Here is a 26,847-nt window from a genome sequence, read left to right as displayed (position 1 = left end):
TGGTTCCCGCACGACGCCCTGGTCAACGCAGGATCGCCAGTATCTCGCCGGTGTCGTGATAAAACGGCGTGCCTTCGATCAACCGGTCATCCTTGAAGCATAAACCTCTTTCAGGTCCAGCCAAATGCCATTCGCAACCAGTGCATAGTGAAACAAGAAAGATACGGTTTTCGGAGGAACTAATGCATTACACACTTTATGCTGCGCCAGGCTCATGCTCTTTTGCGCCTCACATCGTCATGGAGGAGATTGGAAGACCATATTCGCTAGCGTTGATGTCTCCCGGCCATCCCGAAACCAAAACCGACGAATTCCGTCGATTCAATCCGAAAGGGCGAATCCCTGTTCTCATTGCCGAGAATTTCACTCTCACTGAAGCGCCGGCAATTTTGTTGCACCTGGGCCTGACGAACCCAGACACGGGCCTCCTGGGAGCGGAGGCAGCAAATGTCGTCCGTTCCATCGAATGGTTTAACTGGCTATCCAGTGCGGTTCACGCGGTCGCCGTCCGAATGATCTGGCGCGCCGACTTTTTCTTACCGGATGAAACGATGTACGCACCGTTGGTTGAAAGAGGAAAGGAGCATTTGGCCTCCGCATTTGCTCTTATAGATACCAAGATGAAGGACCGAGTTTGGGCAATAGGAGAGTGCTACTCAATCGTTGATCCATATTTGCTCGTATTCTATCGGTGGGGAAATCGTATGGCCATTGATATGCAAAATACTTATCCAGCTTGGACCACTCATACTCGTCGACTGGAGGAACGTGCGGCTGTGCAACGAGCTATAGCGCAAGAAGGAATATCCCTCTGGGAGTAGCTGTTGCATTGCCGAATCCAAAGATTGGCAAGGCCACCGATCAATACTCGCTCGTGCTTTAATCTGGTAGCGTTGTTTATCGGGAAACCAACGCTATGGCCTCGATAGGGCAAGGACTGCGGCTCATGCACGACAATCTCGGCATGAAATGCGCTAGCAAGCGTGTCGAGGCTCGCCGGCCCTGATTGCAGGAAGCGCATTTCAACCTCGAACATGTTTTCAAGAAGTTCCATGGCGGTGCGTCGCCGATCGAGTGGTTTATCCATTTCGGTCTCCGTGATCAGTATCGTACGGTTGACGCGACTTGCCCCTTATATCGTTGGTTCGACACCCGTTTCCAGACAACCGAAAAGACGTGCAGCACGTGTCGTCAAAACGTCACGGATATGGAGTAGCGGCGGCGGATACTCGGAGACGAAAACATGCCCGTTATCACCACGGTCGAACAGCTCGAAGCGCTCTATGGCCTGCCCGGCGAGACCTCGCTGGTCAAGGAACTCGACCATGTGATCCCTGAATACGCTGCCTTCATCGAAGCCTCGCCCTTTGTCGCGCTCGCGACCAGCGGGCCGGAAGGGCTGGATTGCTCACCGCGCGGCGATCTCGCCGGCTTTGTTCGCATCCACGATCCGAAAACCCTGATGATGCCGGACCGGCGCGGCAACAACCGTGCCGATTCGCTGAAAAACATCATTCGCGATCCGCGCGTCGGCCTGTTGTTCCTGGTCCCAGGCTCCGGCACGACGCTGCGCGTCAACGGCCGCGCCCATATCACCACCGACGCCGCGCTCTGCGCCTCGTTCAGCGTCGACGGCAAGCCGGCACGCTCAGTCACGGTCATCGATGTCGATTCGGTTTATTTCCAGTGCGCCCGCGCGATTGTCCGGTCGGAACTGTGGAACCCGGCGAGGCATGTCGATCCGAAATCGCTGCCGACACCTGGAACAATCCTGGAAATCACCAGCCGGAAAGGCATCGACGGCGAGGCCTACGACAAAGAGTGGCCGGAGCGCGCGAAAAAGTCGATGTGGTGAGCGGATCGCTACCGGCCCCGTCACGCTTCCTTGAGAACGTCGGCAATCTTGCGCATCTGCTCGCCGATCATGTCGCATTGCTCCGGCGTCGACTGGCTCATCGCTTTCTCGATCAGCGCCATATGGACCTTCAGCGCCTGCATCAGAAGTTCCGTGCCGGCTTCGGTCAAGGTAAGCCGCAGCACCCGCTTGTCCTTCTGGTCACCTTCGCGGCGCAGCAGGCCGCGTGTCTCGAGTTGCGGCAAAAGCATGGTGATGTTGGAACGGCCGACCAGCAGCCGGCGGGCGAGATCATGCTGCGACATGCCGGGATGGCGGTAAAGGTTCATCAGCACGTCGAGTTGCGCCGGCTTGAGGTCCAGCGGCGCGAGCTTCACCGCCAGCGTGCGCTCCAGCACATGGCAAGCGCGCGCCACCGCGACCCAGTTGCGAAAACGCGGGTTGTCCCAGGGTAGCTCTTGTTTAATGTTCATGTTTGAACTATTATGTTCATGCTTGAACGAATGGATGGATCGCCACTATGGCATCATTTGGATTGAAGGTCATCCGGGGCGTGTTTGCCGCTGCCGAACACGTGGCTCCCCGCCTTACCGGGCGTGCGGCGTTCGAACTGTTCTGCCGCACGCCGAACGCCAAGATCCTCAGCGACGGCGAGCGACGCGCCGTCGACCGCGCCGCCGGCTTCATGGCCGAGGCGCGCCATCATCGGCTGAAGACCAAAAACGGGTGCGTCATGGCGCATGAATTCAGGCCAGAGCCGGGCAGGCGGGCCGTCGGCACCGTGCTCGTCATCCATGGCTGGCGTTCGCGCACCGAATATATGCGCACGCTGATCGAAGGCTATCGTGACGCCGGTTACAAGGTTGTCTCGCTCGACCTGCCGGGGCACGGCCAGTCGCAGGGCCGCCGACTCACACTGGTCAGTGCTGTTGAAGCCGCACGGCTGACCGGCGAATGGTTCGGCCCGTTCGTGGCGGTCGTCGGCCATTCCTTCGGCGGCGCCGTCGCCGCCAATGCCGTCGTCGGTTCGGTCAAGAACATTCCGCCGCTGGCGGCCGAGCGGCTGGTGCTGATCGCGGCCCCGAGCTCGCTGCCGGCGATCTTCAACGATTTCAGCCGCATGCTGAGTGTCGGCCCACGCTCGCAGGCCGCCATGGCGGACCGGGTCGAACGCATCGCCGGCCGGCCGCTGCACGAATTCGTCGGCGACCGCCAGCTTGCCCGCACGCCAGTGCCAACGCTGGTCATCCATGCGCCGGACGACCGCGAAGTGTCCGCCGACCATGCGAGGCTCTATGCCGGCGCCGGCGACCACGTCACGCTCTACTGGGCGGACGGGCTCGGCCATCGCCGCATTCTCGCCGACAAGGACGTGGTCGAGCGCGCGATCGGCTTCGTTGCCGAACACCGAGAACCGTCGCTGCTGCATTGACCTGAATATCTCGTTTCTCCGTACCGGATCGAGAGTTCGGTCCCCATCGCGGTCGGGCATTGTCACGCTGCGCCCGTGCCGGCCATCGCCTTCCACGCGGCCATAGCCCCGGCCACCGTCGCCAGAAGGGCGGCGCGCGATGCGCCGTCGCGCGCCTGGATCGACATGCCGTGCTGCACGGTCGCATAGAAGGTCGCGGCAGTACTACTGTCGAAGTCCTGGGGCAATTCGCCTTCCGCCACGCCACGTTCCAGCCGTCTGAGCAAGGCTGCGCGGTTTTCGGCGCGGCGGCGGCGCAGGTCATCGCAGATGGCGCCGCGGCTTGAGTCCTGGTGCAGCGCGCCGAGCGCGATCAGGCAGCCTTGCGGACGATCGGTCTGCGAATAGGCCTTGGCCGTCTGGCGCAGAAAACGCTCGACCGCCTGGCGCGCCGTCGGCGCCTTTTCCAGTGCGGACCAGATGTCGGTCCCTTCGACCTGCGTGTAGAGCTCGACCGCTTCGAGGAAGAGCGCTTCCTTGCTGCCGAAGGCGGCGTAGAGGCTTGGCGAGTTGATGCCCATCGCCGCGGTCAGGTCGCTCATCGATGCGCCCTCATAGCCCTTGGCCCAAAACACCTCCATTGCGCGCCGGAGCGCAGCGGTTCGATCGAAGGTGCGGGGGCGGCCTCGTTCCGTCATGGCATCCTTTCTGTGTTGATTGATACATAAATCTGTTGACGCATCCGGGCAAGGCTGGCAGACATTTATGTATCGATCATTACATAAAAGGAGTAAACGAATGTCTTCCATCGGCTTGAATGGCAAGGCCGCGCTCGTCACCGGCGGCAGCCGCGGCATCGGTGCAGCGATTGCGCGAAGGCTCGCGGCCGACGGCGCCAGCGTCGCGCTCACTTACGTGAATGGCGAGGAGCAGGCCCGTGCGGTCGTGGGAGAAATCGAGGCAGCCGGCGGTCGCGCCATTGCCATCAAAGCCGACAATCGCGACGCTGCCGCAATCCAAGCGGCGGTCGGCGAGACAGTGAAGGCTTTCGGGCGGCTCGACATCCTCGTCAACAGCGCCGGCATCTGGCGCGCCGCGCCGATCGATGAATTGCCGCTTGCCGACTTCGATGAAACCATGGAGGTCAATGTCAGAGCCCCGTTTGTGGCGTCGAAGGCGGCAGCAGTGCATATGGGCGAGGGCGGCAGGATCATCTCCATCGGCAGCAATCTGGCCGAGCGTGTCACCGACACCAGCCTCAGCGCCTACTCGGCCAGCAAGGCGGCATTGGTCGGCCTGACCAAGGCATTGGCGCGTGACCTCGGTTCGCGCGGCATTACCGCCAACGTCGTTCATCCGGGCTCGACCGACACCGATATGAACCCGGCCAGCGGCCCGCACGCCGAGCACCAGCGGCAGAAGATGGCGACGCCTCGCTTCGGCAAGGCTGAAGAGATCGCCGGCATGGTCGCCTGGCTGGCAGGTCCCGAAGGGCGCTTCGTGACAGGCGCCGCACTGACTATCGACGGCGGCGCCAACGCCTGACCCGTGCGCCAATTCCCGGAACCGGAGCGGAACCAATTCGCTCCGGTAGCCATGGCGTCGTGAAACTGTTCTGCAACAGACCTTCCCAAAATTTATGGAAGCTTAACGAAATCGGTATGAATCGGTATAGTCGCGTCTTACACCCGTCATACGGTGGGCAAGACCGTCAAGCGTGCGGAACGGGAACCGGTTGCAGCCGGAGCGGGTGATCCATGAAATTTCTCGGAAACAAAGCAACCGTGATGCCGCTTGCGGCGATCGCGGCAATGCTTGCCTTCGGCATGCCGCAGGCAGACGCCCAAGGGTTTTTCGAGAGGCTTTTCGGCGGCGGCATCCGGCACACACCGCAAGGTGATTTTCCCCCGCCGCCGTCGAGGCAGAAGTCACTATTTAAGCCAAACGCAAAGGCGCCGGTCGTTTCCCGAAGCGCAGGCAACAAGCGCAGCGGCGGAGGGGGCGGTGCCGCCCAAATCAGCAGCCCGTCCTATTACACCTACAAGAGCGATCCACTGGTGCGCGTCGACTTCTCGATGCTGGTGGTAACGCCGGGGCCGGCAATGCCACAGGATGCCGCCTTCCAGCCGTCTTTCGCCACTCCATCTTCAGTCACTGGCGCCGCCTTCCGCGAAGCGATCGCCGGCCTTGGTGACTACGAACTCTATGCCGAAAAAGACATCGCCAAGGCGCTTGTTGCCTATTACTCGGCCAATCCTGATTTTATCTGGGTAACGGGAGCCAGTGCTAACAGCCGCGCGCAGGATGCGGTGCGGGTGCTTGGCGAGGCGGCGAGCTATGGCCTCACACCTGCCGACTACACGGTAGAAGTGCCCGCGGCTAGCGCGTCGACCAGCGATGCCGATGCGCGGCTAAAGGAGCTGGTCCGCTTCGAGATGGCACTGTCGGCGCGCGTCCTGCGCTACGTTCATGACGCGCAAAGCGGTCGCGTCGACCCCAATCGCATGACCGGATATTATGATTTTCCGACCAAGCCGATCGACATGGAAGGCGTGCTGAAAACGCTGGCACGCACCCAACAAGCGCGCACCTATCTCGAATCACGGCATCCGCAGAACGTGGAATATCAGGCGCTGCGCGTCGAACTGGAATCGCTTCAGGCCAGCGCCGAAGACGAGATCGTCGTCGATCCCAAGCTGCTGCTGAAGCCAAGCGAGACCAGCCCCGAACTGCCGAAGCTTCTGGCGAAGATCGCGCGCAACCTCGACGACGAGATGGGCGGCGCCTATGGCGAGATATTGGCCCGGCTCGCCACGAGCGAAGTCTATGACTTGGAACTGGTGCCGGTTATCAAGGCGGTGCAGAAGAAGGCCGGCATGAAGGGCGACGGCGTCATCGGTCCGCGCACCGTGGCGGCGCTGGCCGGAACGTCCAAGGTCGACAAGATCCAGAAGGTAAAGGTCGCGCTGGAAGAGTTGCGTTGGCTGCCATCCGATCTCGGCAGTCCGCGCGTCTTCATCAACCAGCCGGCTTTCACGGCGAGCTACATCGAAAATGGCGAGGAGAAGCTGAAGACCCGCGCCGTCATCGGCAAGACCACCAATCAGACATCCTTCTTCTACGATCAGGTAGAGCAGGTCGACTTCCATCCTTATTGGGGCGTGCCGCAGTCGATCCTCGTCAACGAGATGCTGCCCCGGCTGCGCCGGGATCCCGGCTATCTCGACCGCGCCGGCTACGAAGTGGTCAATGCGCGCGGCAAGCGCATTCCCTCCTCCTCGGTCAACTGGGGCGCCTATGGCGCGAAGATACCTTATGGCGTGCGCCAGCTGCCGAGCGAGGCCAACGCGCTGGGCGAGCTGAAGATACTGTTCCCCAACAAGCACGCAATCTACATGCACGACACGCCGCAAAAGTCGTTTTTCCAGCGTGACATGCGCGCACTCAGCCATGGCTGCGTTCGCCTGCAGGATCCGCGTGGCATGGCGGCTGCCGTGCTTGGCACCTCGGTCGACTATATCGCGGAGAAGCTGAAGCACGGACATTCGACCGAAAAGGTGGGGCGCACGATCCCGGTCTATGTCGCCTATTTCACCGCCTGGCCTGATATGTCCGGCAATGTCGAATACTTCCATGACGTCTACGACCGCGACACGCGGCTGCAGCAGGCGCTGGACATCACGGAAGCGGTGCGCTCGCCGGCAAGCTGAGACTAGAGCGGTTCATCGTTTCACGGAAACGCCGAACCGCTCTATCTCTTTGTTTCTGCGCAATTCCGGACGGAAAACCGTTTCACACTTTTCCTGGAATTGCTCTAAGCCTTGGTCGATCCGTCCTAAGGTTGGGAGAGCGGGCGTCGGAAGCCGGCTTCGCGCCCGGCGATCAGCCAGTAGACCAGACCGGCGACAAGGCCGGCGGCGGCGATGATGCCGATATCGGCCCAGCGCTCGGGGCGGATGTCCTCCGGCGCGCTGGGCCAGATCAAGGCGAAGCCGGCAGCCGCTGCTGCGGCGCCGAAGACCATATGCAGCAGGAAATTGCGCAGCGAAAACAATTCGGCGATCAGCGCGAAGATCAGCGTCTGCAGGCCGGTCAGCACGATCGTCAGGAAATAGATGAACATGCCGAGCGGCGGCACGACCAGCGCCGCGATCGGGGTGACCCCCATGAAATCGAAGTACGCCGGCGCATCGGGCAGCGAACTCAATGCACCATAGATCGTGGCCACAGCGATCAGCCCGACCAGCACCGCAACGAAATAGCCGGCGAGCATCATCAGAACGCGTTTCGCCACATGCTTTACCGTCGCCATGCCCACCCCCGTGCGGCTCAATGATAGCGCTGCAATCAGCCATCAAAGGCGCATCGGCGCAAGGGGACACCGAAAAGCGTGCAGGAACTCGCCCCCGCTCTTGGTAAGCTACGGCGCTGCCAGTCTCCGAGGGATGCCACCAAGCTGCGCACGTATTTGCCTAGAGGAAAGTGCAGCGATCTATTTCGGCTCGGCGGTCACGGGGTCATAGGTGATTTCGACTTTCGCCTTGTCGGTCGTGTAATAGGTAACGGTGTAGGCGCCGCTGTCCCAGTTGACCTCGTCGACGTAACGAAAGTCGTCGCGCTGCTCGACCTTGGCGATTATTTCCGACAGTTTCCTGGCATTCTGGGGCGGCAGCGGGCTTTCGTCCGCGGCAAATGCCGATCCGCCGACAAGCAGCACGGCGGCCGCCAAAACAAATCTGGACATGGCTTTCCCTCACACTTCGACGAGTAGAAACTCGCGGCCATGCAAGTTTGTTCCGGGGTTCTGGATGCACACTCGCGAATCGCGCCGATGCATCGCGTTGTTGTTGCTCACGTTACGGCGTCTGCAGCGCTCATCCCTCCTCGGGGAAGAGATGGGCCAAGGCCGTGTCGAACGCGAGTTCCAGAGCGTCACCCGGTTGAAAGATCTTGTCTTCATTGAAGGCCGCAATGAGCTCGCGATCGTCGCGAAGCGTCAGGTCCACAACCGTCTCGCTGCCCAACCGCTCGGCATGTGCCACGACGCCATGCAGCATGCCTTTTCCAGGTTGCACCGCCCGGAGGTGCTGCGGACGGATGCCCAGGATGGCCTTACCGTCTTTCCGGAAGGGGCGTCTTCTGGTCGCCACCCTGATCGGCTCCAGGGATCGGTTGCCTACCGTTGCCGCTTCGCCATCAAGGTCGAGAACGTCGACTTTCAGGAAATTCATCGACGGGGCTCCCAGAAAGCCGGCTACGAACCTGTTGGCCGGCTCGTGATAGAGTTCCATCGGCGCTCCGATCTGCATGACTTGACCGTCCTTCAGGACGACGATCCTGTCGGCCAGCGTCATCGCCTCGACCTGGTCGTGGGTGACATAGATCATCGTTGTGCCCAGTTGCTTGCGCAGCCGGCCGATTTCCATGCGCATGTCCATGCGCAGCGCGGCGTCGAGATTGGAGAGCGGCTCGTCAAACAGGAATACGGCCGGTTTGCGCGTGATCGCGCGCCCGATAGCGACTCGCTGGCGCTGGCCGCCCGAAAGCTGACTTGGGCGGCGGTCGAGCAAATGTTCCATTTGCAGGATGCGTGCGGCCTCGGCGACCTTCTGCTCCTTTTCCTGCTTGGAAGCGCCCGCGATCGTAAGACCGAACGCAATATTCTCGCGCACGGTCATGTGCGGAAAGATGGCATAGCTCTGGAATACCATCGCGACACCGCGTTCCTTGGGTTGGAGCTCGTTGACCACCCGGCCTCCGATCTCGAGGATGCCTTCGGTCATGTCCTCGAGCCCGGCGATCACGCGCAGCAAGGTGGACTTCCCACAGCCGGACGGTCCGACAAAGACGACGAACTCGCCATCGTTGATGTGGATATCGACGCCTTTGATGACGTCGACGCGGCCATAGGATTTCTTGATGCCCTTGAGCGAGACCTCAGCCATGAGCGATGGCTCCCGTTTCCTGATTCATGTGTCGCAATTCGGGGTCACCGGTCGTTTTTTCGTCCTTGAGGAAATAGCCGTGCCAGTGCTTGCCGTCATGGGCATACACGCTGTCCCAGACCCGCTGTCTTTGAGCGCGACAACCATGTATTCAGCCCTTCACGCCGGTAGAGGCGATCGATGCGATGAAGGCGCGCTGTAGGAAGAGATAGAAAATCAGCACCGGGACGGTGATAAGGGTGAGATAGGCCATGACCTCGCCCCAGGCGACGTTGAGTTGAAAGAAGTAGCCGAGACCGACCATGACCGGGCGATAGTTTTCCTGCTGCACCACGATGAGCGGCCAGAGATATTGGTTGTACATGACGAGGAACTTCAGGATGGCGGCAGTCGCCAGAACCGGTCCTGAAAGCGGCATGACAATGCGATAGTAGACCTGCCACCAGCTCGCGCCCTCCACCCGGCCCGCCTCGATCAGCTCGCCCGGCAGCCCTTTGAAATATTGCACGAACAGGAAGATCGTCAGCCCGTCGGCGATCCAGGGGATGATCTGCACCCGGTAGGTGTTCAGCCAGCCCCATTGCAGCCCATCGAGTCCGATCCAGGGCAGTTTCGAGACCAGGAGCAGGAGCGGGATAGCGATGGTCTCGAAAGGGATAATCAGCGTCGCGATGACGATCGAGAGCACCACATCGCGCCCCTTCCACCGCAGGAAAGCGAAGGAGAATGCGGCCAGCGAGCAGATCAGCAACGAGAGAAGGACGGTCGCCCCGGTGACCAGAACCGAGTTCAAGACGAACAGGCTGACCGGCGCCCGCCGGAACGCTCCGAAATAGTTGTCGAGGCTGATGTCCCCGACGGGCAGGAAGGCACGCAGGCTGGAGGTGTCCGCGAGGAGCTGATTGTCGGGCTTGAAGCTCGAGTTGATCATGAACACGAGCGGAAAGATGAAGATCAGCGCGATCAGGCACAGCACCAGATAGCGGACGAAGAGCCTCAGGCCGTAATTGTCGGGATTAAAAGCCATCTTAACGCTCCCGAGTCAGCCAGCGCTGGATGAGTGAGATCGCGAGCACGATCGCGAACAGGATGACCGAGATGGTCGAGCCGCCCGAGATGTCCTGCTTGCCATAACCGCGCTCGACCGCCTGGAAGACGAGGGTTTGGGTGCTGTCTCGCGGACCGCCATTGGTCATCACGTCGATCTGGGCGAAGAGCGCGAAGCCCTGCATGGTGATCACGACAAGGACGAGCACGGCGGTGTTGCGCAGGCCCGGCCAGGTGACATAGCGGAAGGTCTGCCATTTCGAAGCCCCTTCGATGGCGGCGGCCTCGTAGAGCGTGGGGCTGATCGTCTGCAGCCCGGCCAGCCAGATGACCATATGGAAGCCGACGGCCTGCCAGATCGACATGGCCATGATCGCGGGCAGCGCAGTCGAGGGATCGCCCAGCCAGTCGACGGGCTGGAGAAGACCGAAGCTGAGGCCCTGGAGAATGCTGTTCAACAGCCCGTTCTGGCCGTCATAGATGAACCGCCAGAGAAGCGAGACCACGACGATGGAGACCACCACCGGCATGAAGTAGATGGTCCTGAATATGCTGATGCCCCTGAGCTTCTGGTTGATCAGCAAAGCAAGCATCAGCGCGAGGCCGCCCTGCACCGGCGCCACGACCAGAACGAACAGGAAGGTGTTTACCAGCGCCTTCATGAACACAACGTCTCTGGCGATGACGACCATGACGTTCTCGCCGGACTGCCAGCGAAACCACTCACGCATGCCGCGATATTGGGGATAGTCGTCGCTACGGGTGATCGCACGCAGGCGGGGGTACTGGATTTCGCCGGCCTCGTCTCGGACCACTTCGCCAGCCTCGTCGCGCTCTGGCTCGAGGGTCACCACCGCAAAGCCCAGGAGCTGACGATAGTTTTCCAACCCGACGAACTGGGTGGGGTTCGGTGACAGCAGCCGCTGATTTGTCAATGAGAGACCGATCGCGAAGAAAAACGGCAGGACGATGAATGTGAAGATGAGTGCGAAGCCCGGCAGGGCGAATGTCCAGCCCGTCCGGTTCGACAGGGTTAGTTTCGACGCCATTTGCGATATCCGCCCAGGAAGCCAGAAAGCGTGGAGTCCGCGGCCGGCGAGGACCCCGGCGCGACAGAACTACCGATGGCCGTAGCCGCCGTTGCTTTCGATGTCGGCGTCGATCTCGTCGACCGCCGCATCAAGCGTGTCGGCCACATCGGCACCATTGGCGATGTCGGCCAGTGCCTTGGTGAAGACCTTGGCTTGGACCACGTAGCCCGGGGTCACCGGGCGCACCAGAGCTTGTGCTTTAGAGAGGTCGAAGAACATCGCGAGCGGGCCGCCATCCTTGTAGTTCTTTGTCATCTGTGCCGCCGAGGGCGTGGGCGGGATCAGGCCGATGCCGTCGGAGAAGGCGGCCAGATATTTGTCCTGCGCGGCGAACTTGATGAACTCGGCAGCACCTTCCGGATGCTTGGACTTGGCCGAGACGCCGAACTGCCATGAGCCCGCGCCGATCTTGTTGCCCGCGCCGAAGTCGGGTGCTGGAAGAAAGACAACGTCGTCCACGGCCGCCATCGTCGCCACCGCGCGCCAATTGCCGTTCCACTGGAAGGCGAACTTGCCGTCGATGAAGCCGGTCTGCTGATCGGCGGGGTCCTCACTGGTGCCAGGCGCATAGCCTCCGGTGAACAGCGATTGCCACCACTTGCCAAAGGCCTGTGCAGCCTCGCCGTTGAGCGCGCCTTCCGCGGTCCGGTAGGTCGAACGGTCGACGATGTCCCCACCGAAGCTTTGCAGAAACGGTGAGAAGGCATAGGAATACCACTCGGCTTGGTCGTTCATGCCGAGATCGAGGGCAAATTCATACTTGCCGGAGGCTTTGGCGGCATCGAGCGCGGCCATGAATTCCTCGCTCGACCAGGGCTTGTCGACGGTCGGGGTGCGCAGGCCCAACTCGTCCAGTGTCGATTGGCGTGCAAAAAGCGCCACCGCCGCGTCCCACAGACCGACCGAATAAAGCTTGCCGTTCCACACACCTTTGGTGCCGGGCAGGAAGTCGGCGAATTCGCTCTCGTCGATCGGCAGTGGCTGCAGATAGCCGGCCCAGGCCCAATTGGGCATGATGGGCCCATCCACATCCAGGATGTCGGGCAGGTTGCCTGCCAGCGCCGCCGCCGCGACGGAATCGTTATAGCTCTTCTCTGGGAAGCTCTCGATACTCACCGTCCAGTCGGACTGGCTGGTGTTGAAGTCTGAGATGATCTGGTTGAGGGTTCGCGACTCCACCTCGTTGCCGGCGCCGTGATACCACATGGTCAACTTCGTCTGCGCCAGCGCGGGCACACACAGACAAGTCGACGCGATCATCACACCGGCGAGGTGTTTTGTCAGTTTCATCGGTTGTTCCTCCCTTTTGACTTAAGGACGCTGGCTGGATCCAAGGTCATCCCTGAGGCCGCCAGGACAGCGGGCCGGGAAGCCAGCGCTCAGTTTCGGGTCGGCCGCTACGGGCCCTTGATGGGGTCCAGCAATGTTCGCGGAAGCCGGACGCATTTGCAATTGCGCAGTTTCACCTAGTCGGAGCAGGAGGTCGACGGCGATTCCCCTCGTCAGTTCCCGGGGTACCACTATTGAGATAGCAGCTCACCTAGGACGATTTCGTCGTCCGTCAACTTTCTCCCGGCCGCGTTCAGGCGAGCGGAGTTAAATCGTTGCGGCAAATCGCGAAGGCACTCATCGCCGTGGCATCGCCAGCGCGCGGGACGGGACATGGATAGCGGTTCAAGTGACAGACATCTTGCGGCGAACGTCTGAGGTGCCCGCCACACGCTCGGCCCTTGCCGACAATGAGGTGAAGCCTAACGAGGATGAGGGCGTGATCATGGCCGCGCTGCGACGAGCGCGAACGCCGGTCCGAGGGATGGCGAGGCCCCCGACCGGTCGAGCCGAACGGGGAGGGGATGGCTTTGGGGGGGCCCCTGATCCGCGCGTCTTTGCCGACAGCACGCCGGACAGCAGAAGCGGCAATGAACTAAACCGTCAATGGTGACGCATGGCCATAGCCGAGGTGTTTGGGGATGGCGTGGAACTTTTGCTGGGTCATGGCTTAGTCCTCCTTGGCGGCACCGACGATCCACCGACCGGTCGTCTCGTCGAACAAGCTCTGGTGCAGGGCGCTGAGGCCGGCCTGAAAGACCTCGTAGGCGCTGGCCGTGCCGAAGCGGGTGACGAAGCCGCCGCGGTCGATGACGACGATGTCGTCGGTGCTGGCATCGGCGATCTGCCGGTAGTCGGCGGTGTTGGTGTCGGTCATGGCTTGGTCCCCCTCGTTGTGGGTGGTGTCGTCATCCTCGACCTGGTCGCTGACGGCATCGGTGAGCATCTCTCGTTCGAGGTAGGCCTGTTGCCAGCGGAGCCCCGACGGCTGGTTTTAGGGGCAGGCCCAGTCGACAGCCGGGGAGGTAACGCACAAATACCCACCGCCCGCTTCAGTAGAAGTGCATGGCCTGCGGTCTCCCACTGCACTGATCGGCCCCGACGATGTGGTGTGCGACCTGACGTGGAGCGCCCCGCGCCAAGCCCTGAGGCCGGTTCGTGGGGTCCGCCGCCCTATCACGCAGCGCGTCGTTGAGCGAGGTGGAAACCCGAACGGGCTCGACGAGGCTCGACGGCGGTCACGATGCTGTGGTGGTGATCGCAGTAGACGCGGTCCGGCGAAGTTGGCCCAGCGCAAAAACGATAGCCGCCGGGTACTGACGGGTCTTCGCTCACCGGGAAGCGGCACTGATAGACGCCTAGCTGAATGAGGGGGACGTCTCTCGAAGTTAGTCTGATATTTTCAGGCATGGTGGTTTTCAGGTTCCTAGTTAATAGCCATCGCCGCCTGACGGCCGCAGTGCGACCCCGCCGGGGCAAGCTTCTCTCGTTTTGGAGGGCTATAGACCAGCATATGGTGTTGGTCGCAGCGTCAATGAAGGCCGAGGCCCTGATTTCGGAACCCAATTATTGCGACTTAAGGCCACACTTGGTGCCGCTGGCAGCGCGAAGGCACCCGGCGGGCGATGTTGTCGTCCCACTGATCGCTCGGCCCCCGGGTTAATCGACAGGCAGGGTGAGGGGCAGCTTGTGGGCCCCAACGCGCTGCGCGCTTTTGGTTTTCAGGCCTCAACCGGCCAACCCTAGGAGGGCGAGCTGCGGGCGGATACTTTTTGTCAGCAGACAATGTGGTCGCGTCCCAGAGCACCTCTCCGAACCGCTGCGCCAGTGCTATGGTGTGCGGGCATGATCAGAAAGCAGGGGATATGAGGCATGCCCGAAATCACCCGCCGTACGCTTCTTGCGTTCACCGCCGTAGCCTCGGTCGTTGAGCCGGCGTTTGCTGAAGGGAAATGTACCTCGCGCGAATTGCAGGCGCTGATTGGAGCCCATGAGGCCGCTTATGTCGCGCTCCACAGGGTTGTTCATCGAGCGGGCAGCAATAGTCACGACCGCAAGAGGGCAGACCGGATTGAACAGGAAGCGTTACTGGCCATCTGCTCCTATCCTGCGATCAGCCGAGGCGACCGCCGAGCCAAGGCCGAGTACCTGTTAGCCACTGAGACACGGGGCGAACTCGATCTGGAAGAGCACATGCAGGCTATCCTGCACTCGATGATGCAAAGCTGATTGCGGCTCGTATTTGCGGGAGATAACCTGATCGCGAGCGCCATCGGATGCAGCAGATGGAGTTTCGCGGTGACCTTTGACAAAACCACGGCATCGGAGAACCTCCGCTATCATGCTTTTACCAGCTTGAATCGGATTTCATAGCGGTAGAACGAGACGTTCGGCACAACCGCCAGCGCCCAGCGCAGTTTCTTGTCGTCTTCCAAAGCTATGATAGCGCCCTCAACCGTCTGGTAAGGCTCGGCGATCTGCTCCTTCACATAACCCATGTAGCGAAGCACCTGACCCACCACGACATCGCTCGCTCTTCCGCGCTTCAATTCCACAACGAGCAGACGCTTCTTGTCCTTGCTGATGGCGAGAATGTCGATTGGTCCGGCGTCAGTCAAATATTGCTGGCCGACCTTTTCGCCGTCCTCCTCGAAGATAGCGAAAATCTTGGCGAGTTCGGTCTGGTCCCAGTTTACGACGAGGAACGCCTCAAGATGCTTTTCCATCGCGAAAGCGACGGGGTCTTCGATGGTGGGGTCGGCTGAGATGATCGCCAAGGGTGGCGGCGCGATCTTGAGGAACGTCTCGATCTCCGGGCCATGGACCGATACATTGGAGATGGTGCCTATGGAGCCGGTGGAACTCTGCAGTGCTTCGCTCATCGCCGCGCGCTCGATCGCGATGTCGAGCCAATTCACCTTGCGGCGGTGGGGCAGATTGTCGCCCGGAGCGTAGTAATAGCCGCCCGTCACCTCGCCGACGCGGTAGGAACCAGCACCATCGGGGCAGAGGACAATATCGCCTGCGTTGATACCCTTTCCGATGGTCCAGAGCGCACCGCAGGCAAGGCCCGCCGTGACCTTGGATTTGCCGGGATGGCCGGCAAGGTAGACGGGAATAAACGCCTTGTTGAAGGCACGCCACTCGTCGGGGAGTTTTTTTGAGAGGTCTTCGTTAATCCCAAAATCCGCGCCGATGAAGCCTCCCGCGAAGCACTCGGCCGCGAACGCACTCTTCTTACCCAGCATGATGCGGTAATAGCTTTTCATACCAACCGAACCTCGCTTGTCGGCAGCGCCAGCATCATGCCCTAATATCTGGATTCTCTTATAAGATTATGGTGGGCGATGCAGGGATTGAACCTGCGACCCCACCCGTGTGAAGGGTGTGCTCTCCCGCTGAGCTAATCGCCCGCTCGTTGCCCGAAGGCCAAGCGCGCCGCGATATAAGGGAGGCAGGCCGGGGAAGTCAAGGCGATGTGCTGGCGTTCCGACGAAGGCCGAATGCAACCCATCGGGACCCGCCCGGTCGCCGTCGCGCTCAGTGCCCCGCAGCAGCAATCAGACGTTCGGCCAGGCCAAGCGTCAGCGCATCGAAATGCGAGATCACCGCCGACGGTTCGAAGTCGCGCACATGGCGGTCGGTATAGCCGAAATCGACCGCCACCACGGGAATGCCGGCGGCTTTCGCCGTATCGATGTCGGTCTGCGAATCACCCACCATCAGCGCACGGTGCGGATTGCCGCCGGCCAGCGCGATGGTTTCGGTGAGATGGCGCGGGTCGGGCTTGCGAAACGCAAACGTGTCCTGACCGCAAATCGCTGCGAAATGCTTCGCCAGGCCGAGCGCCTCGATCAGCGCCACCGAGTTGGCTTCGTATTTGTTCGTGCAGACGGCCAAGAGATAACCGGCTGCCTCGAATCGGGCGATCGTCTCGACGACGCCGGGGTAGGGGCGTGATTTGCCCGGGATGTTGTCGGTGTAATGATCGAGAAACAGTTTCAGCAACCGATCATGCTCCTGGCTTTCCAGCGATCTCTGCTGCGCGGCATGCGCGCGCTCGATCATCACCCGTCCGCCATGGCCGACGAAGCGCCGGAAGCCGACCTCGTCGACGGCTGCGAGTTCGCTGGCGGCAAGGCTGTGGTTGAGGCTGTCGAGCAGGTCCGGCGCTGTGTCGATCAGCGTCCCGTCGAGGTCGAACACGATGATCGGTCGGGTCATGGCCTGTCCTGTGGCGATTGCTTCGTTGGCAGGCGATAGCCGCTGCGATCCATTCAGGCAAGCCGGCTCGGTCAATCCACAGCCAAGGTCTTTGACCGGACTTGCAAAAATGCTAGGAGCGCCGAAACAAATTTTTGGGGCGCGACACGCAGCATGGATGCGAGGCAACTGAAGGTCGAAGCAGCGCGGGCAGCACTTGCCCATGTGAGCGACGGCATGCGGCTTGGCATCGGCACCGGCTCGACGGCGGAAGAGTTCGTGCGGCTGCTCGCCGAAAAGGTCGCCACCGGCCTCACTATTGTCGGCGTGCCGACCTCGGAGCGGACCGCCATCCTTTGCCGCGAGCTTGGCGTGCCGCTGTCGACGCTGGAGGAAACGCCCGAACTCGACCTCACCATCGATGGCGCTGACGAGATCGATCCGGCGCTGACATTGATCAAGGGCGGCGGCGGTGCGCTGCTGCGCGAAAAGATCGTGGCGGCGGCTTCCGCCCGCATGATCGTCATTGCCGACCGTTCGAAGATGGTCGAGACGCTCGGCCGTTTTCCACTGCCCATCGAGGTCAACCAATTCGGCCTGCGTGCCACGGAAATCGCGGTCGCCGCGGCGGCCGGAAGGCTCGGCCTTTCCGGTCCCGTCACATTGAGGATGACGGGGCGCCAGCCTTTTGTTACAGACGGCGGCCATTTTATCCTCGATGCATCTTTTGGCCGCATTCCGGATACAAGAGCGCTTTCGAATGCTCTTCATGCCATTCCGGGTGTGGTCGAGCATGGTCTTTTCATCGGGCTGGCATCAACGGCTATCATCGCGGGCGACGGCATCCAAACCGTCCATGCCGCCCGAAAACCAGGGAGTTCTATCGATCATGATGTTGCATAACCGGGTTCGCCGTTTTTCTGCCATTCTGGCAGCTTCAGCCGTCTTTGCGTTTTCATCGCCGGCGTTCTCGCAGGACGTCACCGACGGGCATCTGAAGGCGGCGCGCGCTGCGGTCGCGGCTATCCATGCGACGGACCCGTTCGACAACATCCTGCCGCAGGCCGCCGCCGCGCTTCAGCAGCAGCTTATCCAAAAGAACCCGGACATGCAGGAACTGATCGGCAGGACCGTCAGCGAAAAGGCGATGGCGCTGGCCTCGCGCCGCGCCGATCTCGAGAAGGAAGCCGCCATGGCCTATGCCAAGGTGTTTTCCGAAAAAGAGCTTACCGAAATCGCCACTTTCTACAATTCCGATTCCGGCAAGAAGCTGCTCGACAGCGGCCCGGCCGTGACGCGTGAATTGCTCAAGGCCGCCGAGATCTGGCAGAACGGCGTCGCTCGCGATCTCGCCCAGCAGGTCGGCGAAACGCTGGCCGCGGCAGCGAAGGCGACGGCACCGGCAAATGCCGCGGCTCCTGCTGATGGTACGCAGCCGGAAGCACCGAAGAACTGAGCATATTTTTCCGGGCGGCGTTATCGCTGCCGGACCGGAAAGCCCGGCCTCCGTTGCGCATCCGACAGTATGCGTGGCGTAGTGGCCCGGGCTTTTCTTTTGATGGTTTGCAGCCTACCTGTCTCAGACATTTTTGAAGGCAAGGAGCCGCACCATGGCCGGTTACGACTACGATCTTTTCGTCATCGGCGGCGGCTCCGGCGGGGTGAGGGCGGCCCGCGTGGCGGCGGCACTCGGCAAGCGTGTCGGCATTGCCGAGGAATACCGCTATGGCGGCACCTGCGTCATTCGCGGCTGCGTGCCGAAGAAGCTCTATGTCTATGCCTCCCAGTTTCCCGAACACTTTGCCGACGCCGCCGGTTATGGCTGGACCGTGCCGCAGGCGAGCTTCGACTGGCAAACACTGGTTGCCAACAAGGATCGCGAGATCAGCCGGCTGGAGGCTATCTACAGGAAAAATGTCCAAGGCGCTGGCGGCGAGACGTTTCAGTCGCGCGCCATGCTGGTCGATCCGCATGTGGTGCATCTTCTCGGCGAGGACCGCACAGTCACCGCCGACCAGATTCTCATCGCCACCGGCGGTCGCCCGGCGCCGCACCCCGCTCTGCCCGGCCACGAGCACTGCATCTTTTCCAACGAGGCCTTCGACCTGAAGGAATTGCCGAAGGCGATCATGATCGAAGGCGGCGGCTATATTGCCGTCGAGTTCGCCAACATCTTTCACGGCCTTGGCGTCGACACGACGCTGGTCTATCGCGGCAAGGAAATCCTCTCCCGCTTCGACATGGATCTGCGGCGCATGCTGCACGAGACGATGGAAAAGAAGGGGATAAGGATCCTCTGCCATGCTGTATCCGAATGGGTGAGGAAGCGCCCGGACGGACGGCTAGACGCCGTCGTCACTGGGGGCGAGGTGCTGACGATCGATCAGGTCATGCTCGCCATCGGGCGTCTGCCCAACACCGAGAACATGGGTCTGGAAGGTGTCGGCATTGAATTGTCGAAGACCGGCGCGATCCATGTCGACACATACTCCCGCACCAATATCGACAACATCTGGGCGATCGGCGACGTCACCAACCGCGTGCAATTGACGCCAGTAGCGATCCACGAGGCGATGTGTTTCGTCGAGACCGTCTTCAAGGGCAACCCGACCGCGCCCGACCATGATACGATCGCCACCGCTGTCTTTTCGCAGCCCGAGATCGGTACGGTCGGCCTGTCGGAAGACGAGGCCATAAAGCGTTTTTCCGACATCGAGGTCTACCGTGCCACCTTCCGGCCGATGCGGCATACATTGTCCGGCCGCGACGAAAAGATGCTGGTGAAGCTGGTGGTCGACGGCGCCTCGAAAAGAGTGCTCGGCGCCCATATCCTCGGACCGGATGCAGGCGAAATGGCGCAGCTTCTCGGCATTCCGCTGAAGGCCGGGCTGACCAAGGATGACTTCGACCGCACGATGGCCGTGCATCCGACCGCGGCGGAAGAACTCGTCACCATGTACAAGCCGACCTACCAGGTGAAGGACGGCGAGCGCGTCTGACGCGACAAGAATCCATCGCGGCAGCGAGATTGCCGCGATGGAAGCGCGAGGGTTGTTACAGCAACGTGCCGCGCAGGATCACCAGCGCCACCGAAAAATAGATCACCAATCCGGTGACATCGACAAGCGTGGCGACGAACGGGGCCGACGCGCTGGCCGGATCGAAGCCGATCCGTTTCAGGGCGAACGGCAGCATCGATCCCGACAGCGAGCCGAAGGTGACGATCCCGACCAGTGCCGCGCCGACGGTTGCGGCGATCAGTTGCCAGTGCGGGCCGTAATCATAGAGGCCCAGATACTGCCACAGCGTGATGCGGCAGACGCCGACGACGCCGAGGATCGATCCAAGCACCAGTCCGGCCGGTAGTTCGCGCAGGGCCACCCGCCACCAGTCCCCAAGACCGATTTCGCGCAGTGCCAGCGCTCGGATGACCAGCGAGGTCGCCTGCGAGCCGGAATTGCCGCCTGAACTCATGATCAGCGGGATGAACAGGGTCAGCACAACAGCCTTCTCCAACTCGCCTTCATAGCTCTGCATGGCATTGGCCGTCAGCATCTCGCTGATGAACAGCGCGCACAACCAGCCGGCGCGTTTCTGGATCATGGCGAGAAAACTCATCTTCATGTAGGGCTCTTCCAGAGCCTCCATGCCGCCGAAACGATGGACGTCCTGCGTCGTCTCTTCGATCATCGTGTCGATGATGTCGTCGACAGTGACGATGCCGAGTATCTTCCCGTTCTCGACGACCGGGACAGCGAGCAGGTCATACTTGGAAATGAGGTGCGCAACCTTTTCGCGGTCGGTCAGCGGCGAAACGGTCACCGGCAAGCGATCCGGCGCGATCGCTATGATCGGATCTTCCGGCTCGCCGGTGATCAGCCGGCGCAGGCTGGTCGAGCGCACGAGGACATGCGTCCGCGGGTCGACGATATAGATCGCGTAGACGGTCTCGCGGGTCCGCTCCACCTTGCGGATATGGTCCAGCGTACGGCCCACGGTCCAGTCCGAGGGCACGCTGACATATTCCGTCGTCATAATGGAGGCGGCGCTGCCTTCGGGATAGCCAAGAATCGTTAGCAGCGTCGCGCGCAACGGCGGCGCGAGGCCACCGAGCAGCTCGCTACGTGCCGGCTCCGCCAGATCGCGCGATATGTCGGCGGCGCGGTCGACCGACATGGCGGCGAGGAGTCTGCCTGCCTTGACACGAGGCAGCGCCTCGACGAGCTCGGACGCGCCATCAAGGTCGGGCTGGTCGAAGATCTCGACCAGCCGCTCGAAGGGTACTTCACAGAGCAGCTCCGTCGCTGTTTCGCGCGGCTCCCAGTTCAGTGTTTCGACAATGTCGGCGACATGATCGTTTGCGAGGATACGGGCGATCGCGCTGGCATCGCCGCCCGCTACGGGGGAAGATTCGTTCATGGCTCACTCCTTGCCGCCCGGCAGGACGTGAACCGGTCAGGTCACGTTCAGGCGGACGGCGGTTGCGTTCGACTGTGACTGTCGCCAGGCATGGCGCGGTGACCTTTCTGCTCGCGGGTCAAGGCATGACCCGAAAATCGAATGCGCAAATCAAAAGTGCTACAGCGTCATTTGCGCGTCCAAAAGAATGAGCGGCGCTGTAGGTTGAAATTCTGCAAGCCGGCGCAACATAGGCGGGCGCCTGGCCGAGTCAATCGCAATGGCGGCTGAAAACGGCTGCGGACGGGTCAGATCGCAAGACTGTGATCGCTGTCGGATGCGCTGCGGCGGTGCAGGACCCGACAATGGGCAGCAATCGTCATGCCGCCGCTATTTCTGCCTCATGCGGCGAGGGAAGCGCAGCCATTTTTCTTCGACCGGCCTTGGGTGCGCGAGGATGGTGGTGAGCTCGACCGGCAGGCTCGGCGCCAGCGGCTTCTTGGTCGCGACACCGTCCGCGATGGTGACGATGCTGTGGTAGAATTCGGCGCCTGAAAGCGCTCTTGGCGGCACGGCCTCGTGCATGATTGAGATCACCGTGACGTCTGGACAATTGTCTTTGATCGCCTGATGGAAAGCGATCTTCCCTTCGGGATCGAGCGCGCCGGTCGCTTCGTCGAGGAACAGCAGCCCCGGCTGCTGCAGGACGATACGGGCGACAACCAGCTTCTGTTTCTGGCCGCCCGAAAGCACCTGGTCCCAGTTCATTCCCTCGCGGCTTTCATCGGCCATGTGTTCGATGAAATCGCCAAGGCCCGCTCTGTGCAGAGCCGACGCAACGTGCGCGTCGGTGTGATCGTGCTCAGAGCCGGGCAGGCAGACCAGTTGCTTCAGCGAGACCTGCTGCAGCTTGACTTCCTGGGCGGCATAGAAACTTTCGACCCCTTCCGGGAAGACGATGCTACCGCGGCCATAGGGCCACAAGCCGTTGATCGCCTTGATCAACGATGTCTTGCCGCAGCCTGACTCGCCCTTCAGGAACGTCCACTCGCCGCGTCGGAAGCGCAAATTCGCGGCGCTCAGGAAGGGCGAGGCGTCCTCGCCCTGATGGGTCAGCTCCAGCTTCTGGATGGTCAAGCCGAAAACCGGGTTTTGGCGGTCGTAGCGGAAATCGGAGCAGCCGGTGAGACTGTAGAATTCCTGCGGATGCTGGACGTTTTCGATTGCGTTGGCGAGTTCGGTCACGCGTTGGCTGTTGGCCCGCAGCGCCGCGATGGAAGGCATGACATGGATGAACCACGAGCATTGACTGATCAGCGAGTTGACCATCTCGGAGCCGGTTATGTAGCCCTTGAGGTCGAAACGGTTGTGGATGTAGGGCACGAGGCCCGGCCCATAGGCGACAATGCGGGCGCCGATGAAATTGTAGATCAGCTCGAACGAACGGTAGCCGGTGTTGACGATGTTCAGCCGCGCCCAGGTGCGGTCAATGTCGACATAAAGCCGGTCGTGCATCGTCTTTTGCACATTTTCGCCCTGTGACGCGGCGACGTGGAAACTGCGGCGCAGGAACGTGGTCAGCTCGCCGCGATAACTGCCTTCGGACTGCTGCATCCTGATATTGAGCCGTTCCAGCAGTCTGCCAACCTTCACCGCGATCCAGGTGTTCAGCGGCACGTAGATGGCGACCGCCAGGAAAGCCAGGACCGCGCTGCCATAGCTGCCGAGGAACTCAAGCCCTTTCACCTCCACCGAGGTTTCAAGCAGTTTCTGGCCGACGAAATAAAGCGATGTGGCGACAGCCATGACCCCAATGGCGAGGCCGATGGCTCCGCCGGTCATGTCCTTGATCGATTCCTGGACGCGCTGGTCGATGTTGTCAGGAGCGGTGGCGCCGGAGGACCCATGCTGGGCATGGAAATGCGTATGGTTGGTGTCGAGAAGCGCTTCGTTGAAACGGCTGTCCAGCCAGCCGCGCCACTTGCGATGAAGCGTCGCGGAAACAAAGGTGCGGATGCCGGTAAAGCCCGCGTCCTTGAGCACGACCAGAAGGATGAGCATGCCGGCGTTGGTGAGCAGCGATGCGAGCGGCGTCGTGTTCGCGGCATCGTGGTAAAAGGCGATCGAGTTGACCAGTTCCCCGGATGCTTCGGCGAACCAGACGCCGGCCTTGCTGGAGAGCGCGGTGAACAGCGCGATGACCAGCGTTAGAGTCCAGGCCTCCACCCAGCGGTCCGAGAACCAGTAGGCTCGCATCAGTCCCCAGAAGCTGCGCATCGAGGAAACCGGTGTCAGGAGCGGCGGCCTTGCGGCACCGCGGAGCCATTTTTCCGATATTGAATGTCGCTCTGGTCTACCGACCCGAATCACTATCCGCCCAAACCTCTTTTAGTTTTGTTACAGACAGTAACACCAATTGATCATTTTCCATTATCTTTTCTCGACCCGCGGGCGATTGACCCACTCGCCGTTGCCATCAAGCAACAGAATCCAAGACCGCAATGTCATACGGTCTCGTTCCCGAAGGCGTATTGTCCCTATAATTTCAATGGCTTGTCGGCCCACATATGCGAGCGCGGGTACCTTCCCTTAGGGAAGCCCTTCACACAGTTTTGTGAAAAGTCGATCAGCCGATTTTATGCTGCGAAAGACGGATGCCCGCAAAAACGTGCCGTCTTCTGTTGCCATGTCGACTTGGCGGCGGCCGAAAAAGTGACCGGAAATGGCGCTGGCTGAAACGCTGCTGCAGCGATGTCGCCACGCTCGCCCATGGAAACAGCCGGAGCTAGGGGCCATTTCCTGCAGGTCAGTCAGCCAAGGGATTGACCCGCACCAGCAGCAACGGCCACGGACTTTTCGTCAGCAATGCCAAGGTGACGGTGTATTCAGCTCGCCTTCTCCAGCTCACCCCGCGCCTTGGCCGCGGCAACCTCGCGAATGGCGTTGGTGAGCGTATCGGCGTCCTGCGCGCCCATCACCGCATACTTGCCCTCGAGCAGGAAGCACGGCACGCCCGTGATGCCCATGTGCGAAGCGGTGGCGATTTCGGTACGCACCGCCTCGACATCGGCGTCCGTCGGCAAAAGCGTCTCGACCACGGATGCGTCCATGCCGGCCTCGCGGGCGGCGTTGATCAGCACGAGATGATCGCCGAGATTGGCGCCTTCCTCGAAATTCAACTGGAACAGACGTCGCACCAGCCGGTTCTGCATGGCCTCGCCGGCGGCACCAGCCCAGCGGATGACGCGGTGCGCGTCCAGCGTGTTGGGCGCGACCTTGATGGCGGCGAACGCGAAGTTGATCCCTTCGGCTTCCCCCAGTGGCTCGATGCGGGCGTGGATCTCGCGGATGCGTTCGTCGCTGCCGAACTTGGCCACCATATATTCGCGGCGATCCTTGCCTTCGGGTGGGATGGTCGGGTCGAGCTGGAACGGCCGCCAGCGTATATGCACGTCGACATCGTTTGCAGCAGCGATCGCCTTGTCGAGCCGCTTCTGGCCAATGAAGCACCACGGGCAGACGACATCGGACACGACGTCGACGGTGATGGAGTTCAGTTCGCTCATCATGATCTCCTGTCAGGAGGGGAAGCTTTTCTTTTGGGCATGACCTCATCCGGAGGTCGGCAAGCAAAACCGGGGGTCTAGTTTTCGCTGACGCGGACCTTCGGTTCGGATTGTGTTCAGTTCGCCTTGCGCCACCACGTCGGCAGTCGATAGCCTGATATGGGCGTCTTTTCAGGATGTTCCAGGTAGCTCCAGTAGGCAAGCCATTGCTGCGTGTTGTGCTGCATCGGAACCATGTAGTTGCCGGAGATCAGCAACCTGTCGAGAACCCGGACGGCGGCAACATAATCTTCGCGGCTGCGGGCGTCGAGCATCGCCTCAAGTGCGGCATCTATCGCCGGATCGGCGACGCCGGCGAGGTTGAATGACCCTTCGGCATTGGCGGCAGCGGATCCCCAGCGCCCGACCTGCTCGATGCCGGGCGACAGCGAGTTCTCGAAGCCGCTGGTGCCGATCAGCACCTCGAAATCGAAACGTTGCTTGCGCGACTGGATCTGGTCGCCGTCAAGGCTGCGGATGGTGACATCGATACCGATCTTCGCCAGCGTGCGCTGGTAGATGGCGGCAAGGCGCTCCTCGTTCTGCGAGGCGGTCAGGATCTCGAAGCCGAAGGGTTTCCCCTCTGGATCGAGCATCGCTCCATCCTGCAAGGTATAGCCGGCGCCCTTCAATATATCGAAGGCGGCCTTCAGCACCTTGCGGTCCTGGCCCGAGCCGTCGGCGACGGGTGGCCGCCAGGTGCCGTCCATGACATCCGCCGGCACACGGCCCGGGTAGGGTGCCAGAAGCGCCTTTTCCCTATCGTCGGCCGGATGGCCGAGCGCGGAAAGCTCGGAATTCTGCCAATAGCTCATGGTGCGCATATACTTGCCGCCGAACAGGTTCTTGTTGGCCCATTCGAAGTCGTAGAGCATGCCGAGCGCGCGTCGAACGACCGGACTGGAAAACTTCGGCAGCCGTGTGTTGAACAGGAACCCCGTCACCACTGGCGGGATGCCGGTGTCGAACGTTTCGGCGATCACATCGCCCTTGTGGAAGGCCGGGAAGTTGAGATCGCGCTCGCGCTTGACCGGATCGCTGTCGTCATCGATGGCGCAGATGCCTTTCTTGAAAGCTTCCAGCTTGGCGTTGGCGTTGAGGAAATATTCGATAGTGATCTGGTCGTAATTATCGAAACCGCGCTTGGTGGGAATGTCCTTGCCCCAATAATTTGGGTTGCGCTTGAACACGATACGCTGGCCGGGCGCCACTTGCGTCACGGTGTACGGGCCACTGCCGATCACAGGTTTCAGCGTGGTCCTGTCGAAGGTTTTCTTGTCGAAAGCGTGCTTCGGCAGAATTGGCGTCACCGCGATAATCAACGGAGTCTCGCGGTTGGCCTTGTCGTTGAATGTAAACCGCACGCTGCGGTCGCCGGTTTTTTCGAGTTTGGCGACCATGCTCATACGGGCGCTGTAAGGTGGCCGGCCTTTCTCGGTAAACACGTCGTAAGTGAAAAGCACGTCTTCCGCAGTCACCGGTTGGCCATCCGACCACTTGGCCCTTGGATCGAGGTGGAATTCGATGCTCTTGCGCTCTGGATCCATGTCGGCAGTGTCGGCAAGCAGGCCGTAAAGACTGAAGGCTTCATCGTCATTGCGCTGCATCAGCGGCTCGAAGACGAGATTACCGAAGATCTTATCCATCATTCCGCGCGCCGTCGTGCGCAGGCTTTTCAAGATGAACGGGTTGAGATTGTCGAAGCTGCCGACGACGCAATAGGTGATGCTGCCGCCCTTGGGCGCATCGGGATTGACGTAGTTGAAATGCGTATAGTCGGCCGGCAGCGCCGGCTCGCCTTGCATGGCGATCGCGTGTTTCGGCTCCGACAGAGCTGGCTGAAGCGAAAGGGTGATAGACGAGATCGCGGCGATCAGCCAAACAAGAACGCGGCCCATGACCGTCTCCTTACTGGTCGGCTTGATGATTCGGAGCGCACCCTAACATGAGCCGGCCACCTCCC

The 26,847-nt window shown here is 61.2% G+C and carries 25 protein-coding genes and 1 tRNA gene; 9 read left to right on the top strand and 17 right to left on the bottom strand.

The annotated features are described in order from the left end of the window. Positions 1-182 precede the first annotated feature (182 nt). Both RPG13_RS20755 and RPG13_RS20750 read left to right on the top strand, forming a co-directional pair. Positions 183-821 carry a glutathione S-transferase family protein gene (locus RPG13_RS20755; protein WP_292710872.1) on the top strand — a complete coding sequence of 213 codons (639 nt, stop codon included), beginning with the start codon at positions 183-185 and terminating at the stop codon, positions 819-821. Between the two features lie 422 nt (positions 822-1,243). Then, a complete protein-coding gene (locus RPG13_RS20750) occupies positions 1,244-1,855 on the top strand; it encodes a pyridoxamine 5'-phosphate oxidase family protein (protein ID WP_095486833.1) in 612 nt (203 codons plus the stop codon). Between the two features lie 20 nt (positions 1,856-1,875). Here the strand turns inward: RPG13_RS20750 and RPG13_RS20745 are convergent, their stop codons facing one another. Next, a complete protein-coding gene (locus RPG13_RS20745; RefSeq protein ID WP_091590958.1) occupies positions 1,876-2,328 on the bottom strand; it encodes a MarR family winged helix-turn-helix transcriptional regulator in 453 nt (150 codons plus the stop codon). A gap of 47 nt (positions 2,329-2,375) precedes the next feature. Between RPG13_RS20745 and RPG13_RS20740 the strand changes: the two genes are divergently transcribed. Then, entirely contained in the window at positions 2,376-3,287 is a 912-nt protein-coding gene (locus tag RPG13_RS20740) for an alpha/beta hydrolase (RefSeq protein WP_337125881.1), read from the top strand. 62 nt (positions 3,288-3,349) lie between these two features. On the opposite strand, the gene RPG13_RS20735 is transcribed toward RPG13_RS20740, so the two are convergent. Then, positions 3,350-3,964 carry a TetR/AcrR family transcriptional regulator gene (locus tag RPG13_RS20735; RefSeq protein WP_337125879.1) on the bottom strand — a complete coding sequence of 205 codons (615 nt, stop codon included), beginning with the start codon at positions 3,962-3,964 and terminating at the stop codon, positions 3,350-3,352. Positions 3,965-4,064: 100 nt separating this feature from the next. Between RPG13_RS20735 and RPG13_RS20730 the strand changes: the two genes are divergently transcribed. Both RPG13_RS20730 and RPG13_RS20725 read left to right on the top strand, forming a co-directional pair. Next, positions 4,065-4,811, top strand: a complete 747-nt coding sequence (locus tag RPG13_RS20730) for a 3-oxoacyl-ACP reductase family protein (protein WP_337125877.1) — start codon at positions 4,065-4,067, stop codon at positions 4,809-4,811. Positions 4,812-5,023: 212 nt separating this feature from the next. Beyond that, a complete protein-coding gene (locus tag RPG13_RS20725) occupies positions 5,024-6,976 on the top strand; it encodes a L,D-transpeptidase family protein (protein ID WP_337125875.1) in 1,953 nt (650 codons plus the stop codon). Positions 6,977-7,101: 125 nt separating this feature from the next. On the opposite strand, the gene RPG13_RS20720 is transcribed toward RPG13_RS20725, so the two are convergent. The 8 genes from RPG13_RS20720 to RPG13_RS34985 all read right to left on the bottom strand — a co-directional run bounded on the left by RPG13_RS20720 (position 7,102) and on the right by RPG13_RS34985 (position 14,088). Beyond that, positions 7,102-7,578 (bottom strand): hypothetical protein, encoded by a 477-nt coding sequence (locus RPG13_RS20720; protein ID WP_337125874.1) that lies wholly within the window; start codon positions 7,576-7,578, stop codon positions 7,102-7,104. A 180-nt stretch (positions 7,579-7,758) separates the two neighbouring features. Beyond that, a complete protein-coding gene (locus RPG13_RS20715) occupies positions 7,759-8,010 on the bottom strand; it encodes a PepSY domain-containing protein (protein WP_337125873.1) in 252 nt (83 codons plus the stop codon). A gap of 130 nt (positions 8,011-8,140) precedes the next feature. After that, the gene (locus RPG13_RS20710) at positions 8,141-9,211 is read right to left on the bottom strand and encodes an ABC transporter ATP-binding protein (protein WP_337125872.1); all 1,071 of its coding nucleotides are present in this window, start codon (positions 9,209-9,211) and stop codon (positions 8,141-8,143) included. A gap of 151 nt (positions 9,212-9,362) precedes the next feature. After that, the gene (locus tag RPG13_RS20705) at positions 9,363-10,238 is read right to left on the bottom strand and encodes a carbohydrate ABC transporter permease (protein ID WP_337125871.1); all 876 of its coding nucleotides are present in this window, start codon (positions 10,236-10,238) and stop codon (positions 9,363-9,365) included. A gap of 1 nt (position 10,239) precedes the next feature. Further along, the gene (locus RPG13_RS20700; protein ID WP_337125870.1) at positions 10,240-11,307 is read right to left on the bottom strand and encodes a carbohydrate ABC transporter permease; all 1,068 of its coding nucleotides are present in this window, start codon (positions 11,305-11,307) and stop codon (positions 10,240-10,242) included. A 69-nt stretch (positions 11,308-11,376) separates the two neighbouring features. Beyond that, on the bottom strand, positions 11,377-12,585 hold the full coding sequence (locus RPG13_RS20695) for an ABC transporter substrate-binding protein (RefSeq protein ID WP_337125869.1): 1,209 nt from the start codon (positions 12,583-12,585) through the stop codon (positions 11,377-11,379). Positions 12,586-13,348: 763 nt separating this feature from the next. Beyond that, a complete protein-coding gene (locus RPG13_RS20690; protein WP_337125868.1) occupies positions 13,349-13,624 on the bottom strand; it encodes a hypothetical protein in 276 nt (91 codons plus the stop codon). A 230-nt stretch (positions 13,625-13,854) separates the two neighbouring features. Next, a complete protein-coding gene (locus tag RPG13_RS34985; RefSeq protein ID WP_442921346.1) occupies positions 13,855-14,088 on the bottom strand; it encodes a GcrA family cell cycle regulator in 234 nt (77 codons plus the stop codon). A 462-nt stretch (positions 14,089-14,550) separates the two neighbouring features. Between RPG13_RS34985 and RPG13_RS20685 the strand changes: the two genes are divergently transcribed. Continuing rightward, positions 14,551-14,907 carry a hypothetical protein gene (locus RPG13_RS20685; protein ID WP_337125866.1) on the top strand — a complete coding sequence of 119 codons (357 nt, stop codon included), beginning with the start codon at positions 14,551-14,553 and terminating at the stop codon, positions 14,905-14,907. Positions 14,908-15,017: 110 nt separating this feature from the next. Here RPG13_RS20685 and RPG13_RS20680 read toward each other — a convergent pair whose 3' ends face one another. The 3 genes from RPG13_RS20680 to RPG13_RS20670 all read right to left on the bottom strand — a co-directional run bounded on the left by RPG13_RS20680 (position 15,018) and on the right by RPG13_RS20670 (position 16,902). After that, positions 15,018-15,947 carry an endonuclease NucS domain-containing protein gene (locus tag RPG13_RS20680; protein WP_337125865.1) on the bottom strand — a complete coding sequence of 310 codons (930 nt, stop codon included), beginning with the start codon at positions 15,945-15,947 and terminating at the stop codon, positions 15,018-15,020. Between the two features lie 69 nt (positions 15,948-16,016). Next, positions 16,017-16,091: transfer RNA gene (locus tag RPG13_RS20675), tRNA-Val, on the bottom strand. A gap of 127 nt (positions 16,092-16,218) precedes the next feature. Continuing rightward, positions 16,219-16,902 carry a phosphoglycolate phosphatase gene (locus tag RPG13_RS20670; protein ID WP_337125863.1) on the bottom strand — a complete coding sequence of 228 codons (684 nt, stop codon included), beginning with the start codon at positions 16,900-16,902 and terminating at the stop codon, positions 16,219-16,221. A gap of 153 nt (positions 16,903-17,055) precedes the next feature. On the opposite strand from RPG13_RS20670, the gene rpiA reads away from it, so the two are divergent. From rpiA to gor, 3 genes are all read left to right on the top strand, one after another. Continuing rightward, positions 17,056-17,784 (top strand): ribose-5-phosphate isomerase RpiA, encoded by a 729-nt coding sequence (gene rpiA / locus RPG13_RS20665; protein WP_337125862.1) that lies wholly within the window; start codon positions 17,056-17,058, stop codon positions 17,782-17,784. Then, positions 17,771-18,337 (top strand): DUF2059 domain-containing protein, encoded by a 567-nt coding sequence (locus RPG13_RS20660; RefSeq protein ID WP_337125860.1) that lies wholly within the window; start codon positions 17,771-17,773, stop codon positions 18,335-18,337. The genes rpiA and RPG13_RS20660 overlap by 14 nt, the downstream gene beginning before the upstream one ends. 154 nt (positions 18,338-18,491) lie before the next feature. Next, a complete protein-coding gene (gor, locus tag RPG13_RS20655; RefSeq protein ID WP_337125859.1) occupies positions 18,492-19,880 on the top strand; it encodes a glutathione-disulfide reductase in 1,389 nt (462 codons plus the stop codon). A gap of 55 nt (positions 19,881-19,935) precedes the next feature. On the opposite strand, the gene mgtE is transcribed toward gor, so the two are convergent. The 4 genes from mgtE to RPG13_RS20635 all read right to left on the bottom strand — a co-directional run bounded on the left by mgtE (position 19,936) and on the right by RPG13_RS20635 (position 26,782). Beyond that, positions 19,936-21,300, bottom strand: a complete 1,365-nt coding sequence (gene mgtE, locus RPG13_RS20650; RefSeq protein WP_337125857.1) for a magnesium transporter — start codon at positions 21,298-21,300, stop codon at positions 19,936-19,938. Positions 21,301-21,669: 369 nt separating this feature from the next. Beyond that, positions 21,670-23,556, bottom strand: coding sequence for an ABC transporter ATP-binding protein/permease (locus RPG13_RS20645; protein ID WP_337125856.1), 1,887 nt, complete (start codon positions 23,554-23,556; stop codon positions 21,670-21,672). Positions 23,557-24,164: 608 nt separating this feature from the next. Then, positions 24,165-24,845: a DsbA family oxidoreductase gene (locus tag RPG13_RS20640; protein WP_337125855.1), complete on the bottom strand. Its 681-nt coding sequence runs from the start codon at positions 24,843-24,845 to the stop codon at positions 24,165-24,167. Between the two features lie 116 nt (positions 24,846-24,961). Next, positions 24,962-26,782, bottom strand: coding sequence for an extracellular solute-binding protein (locus tag RPG13_RS20635; protein WP_337125854.1), 1,821 nt, complete (start codon positions 26,780-26,782; stop codon positions 24,962-24,964). Positions 26,783-26,847: the final 65 nt, after the last annotated feature.

This window comes from Mesorhizobium sp. ISC15 (assembly GCF_037162615.1).
In the GTDB taxonomy this organism is placed as follows: domain Bacteria; phylum Pseudomonadota; class Alphaproteobacteria; order Rhizobiales; family Rhizobiaceae; genus Mesorhizobium; species Mesorhizobium mediterraneum.
The sequence above is the reverse complement of the archived record's forward strand: the minus strand, read 5'-3'. Positions and strand labels throughout refer to the sequence as shown.

Coding starts and splice junctions, on each gene's coding strand:
- RPG13_RS20755 (WP_292710872.1), top strand. CDS start 183: ATGCATTACACACTTTATGCTGCGCCAGGCTCATGCTCTTTTGCGCCT.
- RPG13_RS20750 (WP_095486833.1), top strand. CDS start 1,244: ATGCCCGTTATCACCACGGTCGAACAGCTCGAAGCGCTCTATGGCCTG.
- RPG13_RS20745 (WP_091590958.1), bottom strand. CDS start 2,328: ATGAACATTAAACAAGAGCTACCCTGGGACAACCCGCGTTTTCGCAAC.
- RPG13_RS20740 (WP_337125881.1), top strand. CDS start 2,376: ATGGCATCATTTGGATTGAAGGTCATCCGGGGCGTGTTTGCCGCTGCC.
- RPG13_RS20735 (WP_337125879.1), bottom strand. CDS start 3,964: ATGACGGAACGAGGCCGCCCCCGCACCTTCGATCGAACCGCTGCGCTC.
- RPG13_RS20730 (WP_337125877.1), top strand. CDS start 4,065: ATGTCTTCCATCGGCTTGAATGGCAAGGCCGCGCTCGTCACCGGCGGC.
- RPG13_RS20725 (WP_337125875.1), top strand. CDS start 5,024: ATGAAATTTCTCGGAAACAAAGCAACCGTGATGCCGCTTGCGGCGATC.
- RPG13_RS20720 (WP_337125874.1), bottom strand. CDS start 7,578: ATGGCGACGGTAAAGCATGTGGCGAAACGCGTTCTGATGATGCTCGCC.
- RPG13_RS20715 (WP_337125873.1), bottom strand. CDS start 8,010: ATGTCCAGATTTGTTTTGGCGGCCGCCGTGCTGCTTGTCGGCGGATCG.
- RPG13_RS20710 (WP_337125872.1), bottom strand. CDS start 9,211: ATGGCTGAGGTCTCGCTCAAGGGCATCAAGAAATCCTATGGCCGCGTC.
- RPG13_RS20705 (WP_337125871.1), bottom strand. CDS start 10,238: ATGGCTTTTAATCCCGACAATTACGGCCTGAGGCTCTTCGTCCGCTAT.
- RPG13_RS20700 (WP_337125870.1), bottom strand. CDS start 11,307: ATGGCGTCGAAACTAACCCTGTCGAACCGGACGGGCTGGACATTCGCC.
- RPG13_RS20690 (WP_337125868.1), bottom strand. CDS start 13,624: ATGCTCACCGATGCCGTCAGCGACCAGGTCGAGGATGACGACACCACC.
- RPG13_RS34985 (WP_442921346.1), bottom strand. CDS start 14,088: ATGCCTGAAAATATCAGACTAACTTCGAGAGACGTCCCCCTCATTCAG.
- RPG13_RS20685 (WP_337125866.1), top strand. CDS start 14,551: ATGCCCGAAATCACCCGCCGTACGCTTCTTGCGTTCACCGCCGTAGCC.
- RPG13_RS20680 (WP_337125865.1), bottom strand. CDS start 15,947: ATGAAAAGCTATTACCGCATCATGCTGGGTAAGAAGAGTGCGTTCGCG.
- RPG13_RS20670 (WP_337125863.1), bottom strand. CDS start 16,902: ATGACCCGACCGATCATCGTGTTCGACCTCGACGGGACGCTGATCGAC.
- rpiA (WP_337125862.1), top strand. CDS start 17,056: ATGGATGCGAGGCAACTGAAGGTCGAAGCAGCGCGGGCAGCACTTGCC.
- RPG13_RS20660 (WP_337125860.1), top strand. CDS start 17,771: ATGATGTTGCATAACCGGGTTCGCCGTTTTTCTGCCATTCTGGCAGCT.
- gor (WP_337125859.1), top strand. CDS start 18,492: ATGGCCGGTTACGACTACGATCTTTTCGTCATCGGCGGCGGCTCCGGC.
- mgtE (WP_337125857.1), bottom strand. CDS start 21,300: ATGAACGAATCTTCCCCCGTAGCGGGCGGCGATGCCAGCGCGATCGCC.
- RPG13_RS20645 (WP_337125856.1), bottom strand. CDS start 23,556: ATGCGCAGCTTCTGGGGACTGATGCGAGCCTACTGGTTCTCGGACCGC.
- RPG13_RS20640 (WP_337125855.1), bottom strand. CDS start 24,845: ATGAGCGAACTGAACTCCATCACCGTCGACGTCGTGTCCGATGTCGTC.
- RPG13_RS20635 (WP_337125854.1), bottom strand. CDS start 26,782: ATGGGCCGCGTTCTTGTTTGGCTGATCGCCGCGATCTCGTCTATCACC.